At 60.8% G+C, this 14,023-nt stretch carries 12 protein-coding genes; 6 read left to right on the top strand and 6 right to left on the bottom strand.

Going from position 1 to position 14,023, the window contains the following annotated elements:
- Positions 1-228 precede the first annotated feature (228 nt).
- From ACTO5E_RS07415 to ACTO5E_RS07395, 5 genes are all read left to right on the top strand, one after another.
- A complete protein-coding gene (locus tag ACTO5E_RS07415) occupies positions 229-903 on the top strand; it encodes a response regulator transcription factor (RefSeq protein WP_482302776.1) in 675 nt (224 codons plus the stop codon).
- Positions 900-2,111, top strand: a complete 1,212-nt coding sequence (locus ACTO5E_RS07410; protein ID WP_482302775.1) for a sensor histidine kinase — start codon at positions 900-902, stop codon at positions 2,109-2,111. Before ACTO5E_RS07415 ends, ACTO5E_RS07410 begins: the two co-directional genes overlap by 4 nt.
- A 117-nt stretch (positions 2,112-2,228) precedes the next feature.
- A complete protein-coding gene (locus ACTO5E_RS07405) occupies positions 2,229-2,900 on the top strand; it encodes a polyphosphate polymerase domain-containing protein (RefSeq protein ID WP_482302774.1) in 672 nt (223 codons plus the stop codon).
- A 45-nt stretch (positions 2,901-2,945) separates the two neighbouring features.
- Positions 2,946-3,617 carry a DUF4956 domain-containing protein gene (locus ACTO5E_RS07400; protein WP_482302773.1) on the top strand — a complete coding sequence of 224 codons (672 nt, stop codon included), beginning with the start codon at positions 2,946-2,948 and terminating at the stop codon, positions 3,615-3,617.
- 3 nt (positions 3,618-3,620) lie between these two features.
- A complete protein-coding gene (locus ACTO5E_RS07395) occupies positions 3,621-5,564 on the top strand; it encodes a CotH kinase family protein (protein WP_482302772.1) in 1,944 nt (647 codons plus the stop codon).
- A gap of 260 nt (positions 5,565-5,824) precedes the next feature.
- Here ACTO5E_RS07395 and ACTO5E_RS07390 read toward each other — a convergent pair whose 3' ends face one another.
- Positions 5,825-6,949, bottom strand: coding sequence for an aldo/keto reductase (locus tag ACTO5E_RS07390; RefSeq protein WP_482302771.1), 1,125 nt, complete (start codon positions 6,947-6,949; stop codon positions 5,825-5,827).
- Between the two features lie 281 nt (positions 6,950-7,230).
- On the opposite strand from ACTO5E_RS07390, the gene ACTO5E_RS07385 reads away from it, so the two are divergent.
- Positions 7,231-7,647, top strand: a complete 417-nt coding sequence (locus ACTO5E_RS07385; protein ID WP_482302770.1) for a hypothetical protein — start codon at positions 7,231-7,233, stop codon at positions 7,645-7,647.
- Positions 7,648-8,443: 796 nt separating this feature from the next.
- Here the strand turns inward: ACTO5E_RS07385 and gap are convergent.
- From gap to ACTO5E_RS07360, 5 genes are all read right to left on the bottom strand, one after another.
- On the bottom strand, positions 8,444-9,457 hold the full coding sequence (gene gap, locus ACTO5E_RS07380) for a type I glyceraldehyde-3-phosphate dehydrogenase (protein WP_482302769.1): 1,014 nt from the start codon (positions 9,455-9,457) through the stop codon (positions 8,444-8,446).
- A gap of 246 nt (positions 9,458-9,703) precedes the next feature.
- Positions 9,704-10,279 (bottom strand): hypothetical protein, encoded by a 576-nt coding sequence (locus tag ACTO5E_RS07375; RefSeq protein ID WP_482302768.1) that lies wholly within the window; start codon positions 10,277-10,279, stop codon positions 9,704-9,706.
- Positions 10,276-10,869: a GNAT family N-acetyltransferase gene (locus ACTO5E_RS07370; RefSeq protein ID WP_482302767.1), complete on the bottom strand. Its 594-nt coding sequence runs from the start codon at positions 10,867-10,869 to the stop codon at positions 10,276-10,278. The genes ACTO5E_RS07375 and ACTO5E_RS07370 overlap by 4 nt, the downstream gene beginning before the upstream one ends.
- Positions 10,859-11,752, bottom strand: a complete 894-nt coding sequence (locus tag ACTO5E_RS07365; RefSeq protein ID WP_482302766.1) for a hypothetical protein — start codon at positions 11,750-11,752, stop codon at positions 10,859-10,861. Before ACTO5E_RS07365 ends, ACTO5E_RS07370 begins: the two co-directional genes overlap by 11 nt.
- Positions 11,753-11,869: 117 nt before the next feature.
- Positions 11,870-13,246 carry a citrate/2-methylcitrate synthase gene (locus ACTO5E_RS07360; protein ID WP_482302765.1) on the bottom strand — a complete coding sequence of 459 codons (1,377 nt, stop codon included), beginning with the start codon at positions 13,244-13,246 and terminating at the stop codon, positions 11,870-11,872.
- Positions 13,247-14,023 lie beyond the last annotated feature (777 nt).

The raw sequence follows: 14,023 nt of genomic DNA, 5'->3' as shown, positions 1-14,023 counted from the left end.
GAGAGACTACCGGTAGGAGTTTGCCGGTACTTTTGCGAAGCAAAAGGCGACTCCTTCGGAGTCGAGGCAAACTCCGTGACTTGCCCGAAGGGCAATGTCAGGAGCCCACGCCAAAGGATAAGCCCACATAATAAAAAATCTTCTTGTAGAGCAGAAGCCTCAGCTGTCAACCAAAACCAAAAGAAAGATTTTCATCTCTACACCAAAGCCCAGCCCAAAGGAGGCCCCATGAAGCTGCTTTACGCAGAGGACGAGCCGCTGCTCTCAGAGGCGGTGGCGGACGTGCTCACATATCATAAATATCTGGTGGACGCGGTTTACAACGGTCAGGACGCCTACGACTATGCCCTGTCCGGGGAGTATGACGGGATCATTCTGGACATTATGCTGCCTAAAATGGACGGGCTTCAGGTCCTTACCAGCCTGCGGAAAAACGGCTGTCAAACGCCCATTCTGCTGCTCACAGCCAAAACCCAGCTGGAGGACCGCATCCGGGGGCTGGACGCCGGGGCGGACGACTATCTGCCCAAGCCCTTTGACATGGGCGAGCTGCTGGCCCGGGTCCGGGCCATGCTCCGGCGGCGGGAGAGCTTTCACCCAGAGCTGCTCTCCTTCGGGGACCTGACCCTGGACCCCCGTTCCGGCTGTCTGTCCTGCCGGGAGCGGGAATGCCCCCTGTCCAAGCAGGAGTACCGGCTGATGGAGCAGCTCATGGCAAATCAGGGCAGCTACCTGTCCTCCGAGGCCCTGCTGGTCAAGGCCTGGGGCTACAATGCCCAGACGGATGTAAACAGCGTGTGGCTCTATATCTCCTACCTGCGCAAACGGCTTCGGGACATGGGCTCTCAGGTAAAAATCGCCTCCAAGCGCAGCCTGGGCTACCGGTTGGAGCAAAGCCCATGAGAAAAACCCTGCGCAGAAGGTTCATCCTCTTTGCCATGTCCGCGGTCACGGTTCTGCTGGCCGTGCTGGTGGGGGCTATCGCCGGACTGAGCTGGGTGGTTCTGGACAGCCAGGCGGATGCCCTGCTCCACAGCCTGGCCCGGGGCCAGGGCCAGCCCACGCCGCCGGAGCCCCCTCCCCCCAGGCCCTTCGCGCCCCCGGTGAGCCCGGACGCCATGCAGTCCCTTCGGTTTTTCACTGTGCGCACCGGCCCCCAGGGCCATGTGCTGGAGGTGGACCTGGACCACATTTCCTCTGTCACCCCAGACCAGGCCGCTGCCTACGCCGGACAGGCCGCTCAGCCCTCAGGCCGGATCGAGGGGTATAAATATGAAGTCCGGCAGCTGGGCGGGGACCGGCTGACCGTCTTTCTGGACGTCTCCCGCCAGCAGGGCGCCTTTGTGATGGTGCTCAGCCTCTCCTCCACCATGGCCCTGGTCTGCTGGCTGGGGTCTCTGGCGTTGGTGGCCTTGTTCTCCCGGCGGGCGGTGCGCCCCATTCTGGCGGGGCTGGAAAAGCAAAAGCAGTTTATCACCAATGCGGGGCACGAGCTGAAAACCCCGCTGGCCATCATCCAGTCCAGCAATGACGCCGCTGCCATGATTTACGGCGAGACCAAGTACAACCGCAGCATCCGTCAGCAGGCCCAGCGGCTGAATGGTTTGATGACCGAGCTGCTCACCCTGGCCCGGTTAGAGGAGGCCGCCAGCCTGCCCACTGAGCGTGTGGACGTCAGCCAGGCCTTTTGGGCTCTGCTGCCAGGCTATGAGGAGCAGGCCCGCGGCCGGGGGCTGTCCATCCGCCCGGACATTCAGCCGGGCGTTGTGCTCTCTGTCCACAAGACCTCCTTTTTGCAGCTGGTCTCCACCCTGCTGGACAATGGGGTGAAGTACACCCCAGAGGGCGGGGCCATCCTCTTTTCCATAAAAAACCAGGCCGGACATGTGTGGGTCGTGGAGGAAAACCCCTGCGCCCTGCCCCAGCCCCAGGACCCGGAACAGCTTTTTGAGCGGTTTTACCGGGGAGACCCGGCCCGGACCCAGCAGGGCGGCGTTTCGGGGTTCGGCATCGGTCTTTCCGCCGCCCGGACCATTGCGGAGGCTCTGGGCGGCAGGCTCACCGCAGAGTACCCCCAGGCGGGGCGCATTCGCTTTACCGCCCGGTTCTGACCGGATTTTTCACATAGAATTCACAAACCCTCCCGGAGTTGTTCACTCCCGGGAGGGTTTTTCTAAGGCTGCTCTTAGCTTCGTCCGCTATAATGGAGGCGGAAAGGAGGAACGCCTATGGAATTCCGGCACGAGGTAAAGCATGAGATCAGCCCCCAGGATGTGCCTGCCCTGCGCCAGCGGCTTCGGGCGGTTATGGCCCCGGACAGCCACGCCCCGGAGGGGCGGTATCAGGTCCGCAGCCTGTATTTTGACAACCTGGAGGACAAGGCCCTGCGGGAAAAGCTGGACGGGGTGAAGGTCCGGGAGAAATACCGCATTCGTCTATACAACCATGACCCCTCGCTGATTCACCTGGAGCGAAAGCAAAAGCTGGGGGCCCTGGGCCGCAAGACCTTTGTCCCTCTCACCCCCCGGCAGGCCCAGTCCATGGCCGGGGGCAGCATAGACTGGATGGCCGCAAGCCCCGACCCGCTGCTGCTGGGGTTTTATGCCCGGCTCCGTCAGGAGGGGCTGAGGCCCAAGGTGCTGGTGGACTACACCCGGGAGGCCTTTGTCTTTGCCCCCGGCAATGTGCGGGTCACTCTGGACTACCACATCCGCACCGGACTGCACAGCGCCCGCCTGCTGGACCTCCACTGCCCCACAGTCCCCATCCCCGGCTCCCCCTGTATTTTAGAGGTGAAATGGGACGCCTTTCTCCCGGACCTGGTCCGGGACCTGGTGCAGCTGGACGGCCGGCACAGCTGCGCCTTTTCCAAATACGCGGCCTGCCGCATGTTCGACTGAGCAGGCCTGCCGCAAATTCAAGCTTTGAGAAGGAGAGACCTGACCATGACCTTTCAAGACATTTTCAAGTCCAGCTTTCTGGAAAACGTGGCCTCTATATCCCTTCTGGATATGGCCCTGACCATTCTGCTTTCCTTTGCCCTGGGGCTGTTCATTTTTCTGGTGTATCGAAAAACCTATCGGGGGGTCATGTACTCCTCGGGCTTTGGCGTCACCCTCATCGCCCTGACCATGATTACCGCCACGGTGATTCTGGCGGTCACCTCCAATGTGGTTCTGTCCCTGGGCATGGTGGGCGCGCTGTCCATTGTCCGCTTCCGCACCGCCATCAAGGACCCACTGGACATTGCTTTTCTGTTCTGGGCCATTGGCGCGGGCATTATTCTGGCAGCGGGCATGATTCCCCTGGCGGTGATTGGCAGCGTCTGCGTGGGGGTCATTCTGCTGGCGTTTGTGAACCGGGCTCCCCACAGCCGCCCCTATCTGGTAGCGCTCAGCTGCGCCGGCCAGCAGGCGGAGGCCAATGCCAGAGAATTTCTGGCCCAGCGGGCGTTGCGCGCCACAGTCAAAAGCAAAACCGTGGTGAGGGGGACGATTGAGCTGAACCTGGAGCTTCGGCTAAGGGAGGACAACACGGACTTTGTCAACCAGCTCTCTGAAATGCCCGGCGTCAACAGCGCGGTGCTGGTCTCCTACAACGGGGACTACATGGGGTAGCCTATGAAAAAGCATGGAGACCGCACCGCATGGACTGTCACTGCCCTGGCCCTGGCGCTCACCATTCTTCTGATGAACGGCAAGGCTCTGGGCCTTTCTGCCGGAGCCCGGAGCCTGGGCTATGAGCAGCGTCTGTTTGACAACACAAAGGTACACACCATTGACATTGTGATGAACGACTGGGAAGACCTGCTTGCCAACGCCGCCGGCGAGGAATATTATGAGGCCAATGTGGTGATTGACGGGGAGGCCTGCAAAAATGTGGGCGTTCGGGCAAAGGGCAACACCTCTCTGTCCACCGTGGCCTCTCTGGGCAGCCAGCGCTACAGCCTTAAGGTGGAGTTCGACCACTACGACAGCGGCAAGTCCTACTATGGGCTGGACAAGCTGAGCCTGAACAACCTGATTCAGGACGCCACCATGCTGAAGGACTATCTTACCTACACCCTGATGAACGCCTTTGGGGTAAAGTCCTCCCTGTGCAGCTTCGCCTTTCTCACCGTAAACGGGGAGGACTGGGGGCTGTATCTGGCAGTGGAGGGGGTGGAGGAGGCCTTTTTGCAGCGCAATTACGGCTCTGAACAGGGGCAGCTCTACAAGCCGGACAGCATGAGCTTTGGGGGAGGCCGGGGCATGGCAAAGGACTTTTCCATGAGCGGCTTCGACTTCACCGGCGGCAGCGCGGAAGGGGACCCGCCCTCTGGGAGCGGGGAGCCCCCCGCCATGCCCTCCGTTAAAGGGGCCTCCGGCGGCTTTGATTTTGCGGACCCGCCCGAGGGCTTTGACCCCTCCGCCGCCTTGGGGGCCGAGGGGCGGGAGGCGGGCTCGCCCCCGGGCATGGGGGGCGGCATGGGGTCGGCTGATGTGAAGCTGCAATATATCGACGACGACCCGGAGAGCTACCCCAACATCTGGGAGAATGCCAAAACCGGCATGACCGAGGCTGACCAGCGCCGCCTGATTCAGTCCCTGAAAAAGCTGTCGGCCGGAGAGGACCTCTCCTCGGTGGTGGATATCCAGCAGGTGATTCGCTACTTTGTGGTCCACAACTATGTCTGCAACGACGACAGCTACACCGGCACAATGGTCCACAACTACTATCTCTACGAGGAGGAGGGGCGGCTGGCTATGCTCCCCTGGGACTACAACCTGGCCTTTGGAACCTTTGGGGGCGGGGACGCTGGCAGCGCGGTGAACACCCCCATTGACGCGCCAGTGTCCGGCGACGCCTCGGACCGGCCCATGTGGAGCTGGATTGTGGAAAACGAGGAATACGCCCAGCTATACCACCAGTATTTTGCCGAATTTTTAAGCACGGTGGACATAGAGGACATGATCACCCAGGCCTACCAGCTGATCCGGTCCTATGTGGCAAAGGACCCCACCGCCTTTTACAGCTATGAGGAGTTTGAGCTGGGGGCGGAGACCCTCCGGCAGTTCTGCGCCCTGCGCAGCGAGAGCATTGCCGCCCAGCTGGCCAACGGCGAGACCGCCAGCCCCATGAATTACGCGGACGCCTCTGCCATCACCCTCTCTGACATGGGAACCATGAACGGCGGCATGGGCGGCTCTCCGGGCAAAGCAGCCGGCCGAGGAGAGGCCCAAAGCTCCGCCGGGGAGGAAAGCCCTTCTGAAGGGCAGGCCCCGCCGTCAGGGGAGGAAGAGGCTTCCGGCTCCTCGGAAGCATCTGGCTCTAACCGCAGCTTCGGGGGCAATATGCAGCCCCCTGAGGGGAATTTCTCCGACAGCGGCGAGGAGGATGCTTCCGGCTCCTCGGAAGTCTCCGGCTCTGGCCGCAGCTTCGGGGGCAATATGCAGCCCCCCGGGGGGAATTTCTCCGGCGGCGAGGAGGCCTCCCCCTCTCTCCTCAGCGGCTGGCTCTGGATGGGGGGCTCTGTGCTCATTCTGGGCCTGGGCCTGCTTGTGACCAGAATGTACAAAGCCTGACACACAGAAAGCCCACCTGCGGGCAAAAACCCGCGGGTGGGCTTCCGATGTCCTGTCCTTACCGTTGCGTGGGTATCCCGTCAAAAAAAGCAGGCGTTCAGCCCTTTGGCCGAATGCCTGCTTTTTGCTCCGTCCCTTGACCAGGGGCTTGCTGAAAAATGGAAACGCTGTCTTTTAAGCAAGAAGCCCTGGGTCAGAAAGCCCTGTCAGCCAACAGGCTGGCTTGGCCTTTTCTGAAATCCGGCTGCATGGCCGGGGGCTCAGTCCTCCAGCTTGACAGCCGCGTCCTTCAGCAGCTCGATGATCTCCAGGTGCTGGGGGCAGTGGCCCTGGCAGGCCCCGCACTGGATGCAGTCGCTGGCCTTGCCGCCCTCGCCCACCGCGTGCTTGTAGTGGCCCTTGGCCCGGTTGGCATCGCCGTACAGGGTCAGCTGGTTCACAGCCTGGAAGACGCCGGGAATGTTGATCTTCTGGGGGCAGCCGTCTACACAGTATTTGCAGGCGGTGCAGGGGATGGTGGGGGTGTTCTTCAGCACATCGGCCACCTGGCCGACTACCTGCCGCTCCTCCTGGTTCAGGGGCTTGAAGTCTGTCATGTAGCTCAGGTTGTCCTCCATCTGCTCCATGCTGCTCATGCCCGAGAGCACAGTCACCAGCCCGTCCAGAGAGGCGGCAAAGCGCACAGCCCAGCTGGCCACCGAGGCGTTGGGGTCGGCCTTTTTGAAGATTTCCTGAACCTGAGGGGTCATGGTGGCCAGCGCGCCGCCCTTCACAGGCTCCATGATGATCACCGCCTTGCCATGGCTGCGGGCAATCTCATAGCACTTGCGGGCCTGAACCCCATCGCTCTCCCAGTCGGCATAGTTAATTTGCAGCTGGACAAACTCAGCCTCGGGGTGCTTAGAGAGGATGTCTTCCAACACCTCGGCAGAGTCGTGGAAGGAGAAGCCAATATGCTTCACCCGGCCCTGGTCCTTCAGCTTGCGGATAAAGCCCCAAGCGTCCAGGTCCTCGGCCTTCTGGGCGCTCTCCTTGCCCAGGGCGTGAAGCAGGTAGAAGTCGTAATAGGCCAGCCCCGCCCGGTCCAGAGACTCCTGGAAGACCCGCTCCATGTCGGCGGCGTCCTTCAGGTCCCACAGAGGGAGCTTGGTGGCGCACTGGAAGCTCTCCCGGGGGAAGCGCTTGACCACGGCCTCGCCCAGAACCACCTCAGACTTGCCCCCATGGTACACATAGGCAGTGTCGAAATAGGTAAAGCCCTTGGACATGAACAGGTCGGCCATTTTTTTGACCTGCTCCATGTCGATCTCCTCCCCGTTCATGGGCAGGCGCATCAGGCCGAAGCCCAGCTTTTTGACGTCCTGGCCCAGGTAAGCGTCAGACATAAGAAATTCCTCACTTTCGGTATGTATTTGTTCTATTATACTACATGGAGCAGGGTCTAAGTCAAGCCTTTTTTCTGCGGACTTAGCCGGAGGCCTGGGGCAAAATGGGACGCCTCCCCTGCTGTCAAATAAAAAACGGGCGGTTGCAGGCTTTTTGCTCCCCACAGTCCCCGGGCAGCCAATATTATTTGAGAAATTTTTCAAAAAGTTGTTCTTTTCAAGGCAATAAAACAGGATTTTAGGCCTATGGGTAGAAGGACATTTTATCAGGAGGTGCATCCATGAGCTATCTCGACTATCTCAATCGCTTCCATCAGTATCTGGAGAGCAGCGCCCTGCCCCCCACGGCCCAGCTGCTGTATCTCAAGCTGCTGCATATATTCAACCGGGCGGGCTGGCCCCCCACCGTGCAGGCGGACAACCACAGGCTGATGGCCATGCTGGGAAACTGCGCCGAAGCCAGCCTGATTCGGAACCGGCGCAAGCTGGCGGCGGCAGGGCTCATCCAGTTTCATTCCGGGCGCAAGGGCCAGCCCAGCCAGTACAGCCTCTGTCAGCTTTCCCTCGGCCAATACAGGCACAGCCACAGCAGGAATAAGCCGAAGCCAAAGGAGGAGGCTTCTCTCCGCACCCCCAAAACCTATGATATAGACGAGCTGGCCGCCCTCTCCGCTCTGGACCTTCCGGAGAATCTGTAAGCCTGAATCCAAAAACACCCTTGACAGCCCGCGCCCGCTGGCGTATAATAAACATAAAGGGACGTTGCCGCATGGCGGCTAGCCCTTATCATTACTAACAAAACTTTATGTTAGCCGTTCGGGGTCTGGCCGAGCGGCTAACACGCTTTTGGGGCTATGTACATGACCACCGCGAGGGCGATCAGAATACAAACTGCGAAACGCAGCGTTTTTGCTCCCATAGCGCGCCACCTCCCTTCCAGTGATCTCAGGAAGATGACCACCCCCTTCCGGGGGGCTAGCCGCCTTAGACTTTTTCACGTCGATGCGACAACGTCCACGATGATTCTAGCACAGCTGGGATATTATGTCAACAGAAACCAGGCTGCAAAGGGGCCGCGCTCCTTCTGGGGGCACAAGCAAAAACATGCTTGACAGCCCGCGCCCGCTGGCGTATAATGTAAACATAAGGGACATCATCGCATCTGCGGTTTGCCCTTTTGGTACAGTAAAGTGTTTTCACACTAGCCGTCCGGGGGCGATCCGGGCGGCTAGCATGCTTTTGGTGCTAGGTATATCAGCACTGCAAGCCAAAAGAGAATGGCCAAAGCAAACCGCAGCGCTTTCCATACTTTTCCCATCAGCCTCACCCCCTTTCAGGGGAGTAGCTAAACCGCCTGATGCGACAACGTCCAGTTTGATTTTAGCACAGCCGGCATATTATGTCAACAAAAAGCCCCATGCAAAAAGCCCCGCGGAGCTCGTCCGCAGGGCTTTTTTTCATATTGTCACAGCTTAGAGGCAGAACCGCTGTCCCTTAGATGGAGGCGAAGTACTTAATGGTGCGCACCATCTGGCTGGTGTAGCTGTTCTCGTTGTCGTACCAGGAGACCACCTGGACCTGATAGAGGCCGTTGCCAATCTCAGTGACCATGGTCTGGGTAGCATCGAACAGAGAGCCGTAGGTGATGCCGATGATGTCGCTGGACACCAGGGGCTCCTCGGTGTAGCCGAAGGAGTCGGAGGCAGCGGCCTTCATGGCGGCGTTGATGCCGTCCACGGTCACGTTCTCACCCTTGACAACCGCCACCAGAATGGTGGTGGAGCCGGTGGGCACAGGCACGCGCTGGGCAGAGCCGATGAGCTTGCCGTTCAGCTCGGGGATGACCAGGCCAATGGCCTTGGCAGCGCCGGTGCTGTTGGGAACAATGTTCACAGCGGCGGCGCGGGCGCGGCGCAGGTCGCCCTTGCGATGGGGGCCGTCCAGAACCATCTGGTCGCCGGTAAAGGCGTGGACAGTGGTCATGATGCCGCTCTGGATGGGAGCGTACTTGTTCAGGGTGTCGGCCATGGGGGCCAGGCAGTTGGTGGTGCAGGAAGCGGCGCTGATGATGGTGTCCTCAGCGGTCAGGGTGCTCTCGTTCACGCTGAAAACAATGGTCTTCAGGTCGCTGCCGGCGGGAGCGGAGATGACAACCTTCTTGGCGCCCGCGTCGATGTGAGCCTGGCTCTTCTCCTTAGAGCAGTAGAAGCCGGTGCACTCCAGCACAACGTCAACACCGATCTCGCCCCAAGGCAGGTCGGCGGCGTTCTTCTCGGCATAAATCTTGATGGTCTTGCCGTCCACAGTGATGGAGTCCTCGCCGGCCTCCACCTTGTCGCACAGAGCGTAGCGGCCCTGAGCGGAGTCATACTTCAGCAGATGAGCCAGCATCTTGGGGCTGGTCAGGTCGTTGATGGCGACCACCTCATAGCCCTCAGCGCCGAACATCTGGCGGAAGGCCAGACGGCCGATGCGGCCAAAACCATTGATCGCGACTTTTACAGACATTGGAATTACCTCCTAAGAATTGATGGGGTTCTGAACTACCCCTATTTTAATACATTTCTTCCAGAATTACAAGTCTTTGCCACCAAATTGTGCCGAAAAAATGCCGGAACGATTCTGTTTGATTTGCCCAAGGGGCGCAGCCTCCTCCCGGCCCTCCGCCGCCCCCTGTTCTTTGCCGGAATATGGCGGCGTTGCGGAAGGTCTCCGCCGGGGCATGGGCCGCGCCGGAGAAGCAGCCCCTCCCTTTCATGGCCGGTCCAGCCGGAGCGCCTGCTCCCAAGCCTCAGGAAAATACCGCTGGAAGAAGCCCGCCTCCTGCCGGCCCTCAAACAGGCCGTTGGCGGCCAGATGCCGGGCAACCCGCCCGGTCAGCTCCTCCCGCTCCTGTGGGGTCCGCTGGGCAAACCGCCAGACCTTCAGCCTGCCCAGACGCTCCTGCTCCGCCAGGGCCTCATACACATCGGGGATGAACCGGGCCTCAGCCACCGCCGTGCCCTCGGGCACATAGAACATCCCCTCCCGGCCCTCTACCGGCCGGGCAAGGGGCCCGGGCTCCACCCGGTACAGCCAGCCGGAGGCCCCCCGGTAAAAGGCCTCCAGCTGGCCCGCAAACTGCTCCTCATACTGGGCCAGCCCCGCCTCCACCCAGGCGGTGACATGCTTCTGGGGCCAGCCCACATGGGCCTCGTCCCAGAGATAAAACAGGGCATAGGCCAGGCTGTCTGTGAGATAGACCACCCGCTGCCCGGTCCCGTGCAAAAGAGACCCGGCTTCCAGCGTCCGAATGCCCTTCGCCGCCGAGCCGTGATACAGGTCGTTCATCTTCGCTCCCTCTCTTTCTCATATTCCTCCCGCAGCAGGGCGTAGTTCACCTGACTGTAGCGGCCCCCGTTGCACACGCAGGCCATCCGCATAACGCCCTCCTGGCGCATCCCGCATTTTTCCATGACTCTGCCCGAGGCCGGGTTGCCCTGTGCGTGATAGCAGTGGACCCGGTAGAAGCCCACTTCCTCAAAAAAGAAGCGGAGGACCTCCGCCACCGCCTCGGTCATATAGCCCCGGCCCCAAAAGGCCCGGCCCAGCTCATAGGCCAGCTCTATGTCTTCCGTTCTGTCGTCAGGGCGCATACCAAACACCCGGCCAATGGCAGGGCCCCCCAAGCCTCCCTCGGACCTTTCGGCAATGGCCCAGCTGTACCGTTGGGGCTGGGCGTAGGCCTCAAACCATGGGGGGGTGAACAGCCCGCCCTTCTCCTGCACGTCTTGGAGGGAATCCATTTTCGGGTAGCTGGTCCAGCGCCACACCTGCCAGTCGCTGAGGCAGTGGCGGTAAAAGCTCTCCATGTCCTCCGGCACAAACCGCCGCAGGGCCAGCCGCCTGGTTTCCAGCCGGACCGTCCCCTTATGCCTCATGCTCCCCCTCCGCCGGGTCCTGCCGGGGGGCCTCCTCTTCTTGGCCATGCCCCACATAAGAGACCATAGCGGCCAGCACAAACAGCCCCACCCCCAGCACGCTCAGCTGGCAGCAGGAGGGCAGCTCTCCGGCATAGGTCTTGCCCGAGAGCCGCATGGCCAGGTCCACGGTCTGACTGCCCACTGTCAGCATCACCGCCGGGCCTCCGGTCATCAGCAGCCGCAGGCCCGCCCCCTGGGGGCCCGCCCCGGCAAACAGCCGGCACAGATACAGCAGGGCCAGCAGCAGCGCCGCCGCCCCCACCATAGAGAACACATTCTCTACCGGCGAGGAGAACTTGGCGTAGAACACATACACCATCACCAGGTTTGCCACGCCCCACAGCACAGCCGGCACATACAGCAGGGGGGCTTTCACAAACAGGTCCCGCCCGCTTACCAGGCCCGCGGCCCCTGCCAGCTGCACCGCCCCGAACAAAAGGCTGGCCGCTATATACAGCACATGGTTGGCCCCCTGGCGCACAGACTCGAACTGAGAGGCCCCGGTATCCAGGTAGGCTCTGAAGTCCACGGCCATTACCAAAGCGCTGGTTACCAGCAGCGCCCCCGAGAGCGCGGCCAGGGCGCCCAGCACAGGCCTGCGCAGGCTTTGCCAGGGGCCCAGGCTCTCCTGGTCCCGGCGGCACAGCGCGGCGGCGGCGGCCACGGCCGCAGCAGGGAGCAAAAGGCTCAGCCAGGCCGTCCAGCCGCCGTCGGTATAAAAGCCGGTGTCAAAGTCAAAAAAGAACAGCATCAGCAGCGACCGCAGAGCAATAGCCGCCGCGGTCGCCACACAGATGAGCTTGACGCCGTTGACTGCTGTCAGACGATGGGAATTCTTCATGATTCTAACCTCGTTTCTCCGGGGAACCGTTTTGCCCCCAAAATATCCTGAGAACATTATAGCATATTCCGGCGGCTTTTCCAATAGCAATTTATATGCGGGGACAAGGGGGCGGCCTCAGCCCTGCGCCCGCTGGCTCAGGGGCACATAGGCCTGTTTTACCGGCAGGGCCCGGTACGCTGGCCGCATAATCCGCCCGCCTGTGGTCAGCTCCTCAATCCGGTGGGCGCACCATCCCGCAATCCGCGACACCGCGAACATGGGCGTAAACAGCTCCTCCGGAATCCCCAGCATCTCGTACACCAGTCCCGAGTAAAAGTCCACGTTGGCGCTGATCACCTTCTCCTTCCCGGTCACCCGCAAAAACGCCTGGGGCGACAGCCTCTCAACCAGCTCATACAGGGCCAGCTTTTTGCCGCAGCCCTTCTCCTCCGCCAGCTTTTTGGCCTGCGCCTTCAAAATCACCGCCCGGGGGTCCGACATGGTGTAGACGGCGTGGCCCATGCCGTAAATCAGCCCGCTGCCGTCCCCGGCCTCTCCCCGCAGAATTTTTTCCAGATACTTCTCCACCTCCTCCTGGTCGGCCCAGTCCCCCACGTTAGCCATCAGGTCCTCCATCATCCGCCGCACCCGGTGGTTGGCGCCCCCGTGGCGCACGCCCTTCAGCGAGCCCACCGCCGCGGCAATGGCCGAGTAGATGTCCGTTCCCGCCGAGGTGAGCACCCGGGTGGTGAAGGTAGAGTTGTTGCCGCCCCCGTGCTCGGCGTGAAGCACCATGCACAGGTCCAGCAGCTCCGCCTCCTGCCGGGTAAACCGCCGGTCCGGGCGCAGGGCGTTGAGAATGGCCTCGGCAGTGCAGTGGCCGGGCTCGTAGGGGTGAAAGAACATGCTCTCCCGGTCAAAATGCCGGCGTTTGACCTGATAGGCGTAAGACATGATAGAGGGCATCCGGGCAATGAGAGAGATGGCCTGGCGCATGTTGTTTTCCAGCGAAGGGTCCTCCGGGTCGTCGTCATAAGAGTACAGCGCCAGCACCGACCGGGCCAGCTTGTTCATAATGTCCCGGGAGGGGGCCTTGATGATCATATCCTCAGGGAAATACTCCGGCAGCTCCCGGTTGTCGTAGAGCAGGCCGCACATGCGCTTATACTGACGCTGGTCCGGCAGCTTGCCGAAGATGAGCAGCCAGGCCGCCTCCTCAAACCCGAACCTGCCCTCGGCCCGGCAGCCCTCCACAATATCCGTCACCGGAATCCCCCGGTAGGTGAGCCTGCCCTGGTCCGGAACCTTGTCTCCGTCGTCGATGAGGTAGCCGTGGACATTGCACACATGGGTCAGTCCGGCCATCACGCCGGTGCCGTCGGCATTGCGCAGGCCCCGTTTCACGTCGTGGCGTTCAAACTGCTCCCGGGTAATGGCGTTGTTGCTCCGGTACTCGGCGCACAGCTCCTGGATGGTGGTGCTCTGGGGGCTTTCCTGATTCAGCCTCTGCATATTGGGCCCTTCCTTTCTGGTTTTGGTTATATTCCCCCATTTTACCCCTTACCCATAACGGTGTCAAGCCTTTTTGCAACCTTGCGCGGCTGAATATTCAAATTTTATGGGAATAGACAAACGGCATAGGCAAATCGGCCTCAATTTTGAAGGACAACCCTCGGCCGCATGGCAGAAGAATCGTTCATGAAAAGTTTTTGCTCCGACTTCACTCGACAAGCACGAAGCAACAAGCCCCTTCCTCCAAATTCCCGACTGCCAACCGCCCGCCGAAAGAAAAAATATCTTCTTTTTATTCCGACTTCGCTCGACAAGCACGACACAACAAGCCCCTTCCTCCAAATTCCCGACTGCCAACCGCCCGCCGAGCGAAAAATATCATCTTCTTTTTATTCCAACTTCACTCAACAAGCACGACACAACAAGCCCCTTCCTCCAAATTCACCAGCTGCCAGCAGTCCGCTGGTCTCCCTTTGGTCGACCTCGCTAAGTCCGACTTGCCTGCGGCAAGTCGACGGCGGCGCAGCTTTACCCCGTCTCTACCGCTCCGGTTAGGTAGACTTGTACCTCGCGCCTTTGTTGTCTGCGCCGCCTTTTTAAGGTCAAGGTCGCCTCCGGCGGCCAGGGCTTTGCCCTGGACCCACCAGGTGCCTAACGCACCTGGACTGCGTGATTTGCTTTCCTTAGAGGTTTCAATACACAAGGGTTCGCGTAATTTGCCTGCCCCCACTCTCTTCTGAAAGGAGCTCCCCCTCATGAAATCCTCCCCCGTCAAGC

It is taken from the genome of Acutalibacter sp. (assembly GCF_056800975.1).
This window is presented reverse-complemented; position numbering and strand designations above follow the sequence as displayed.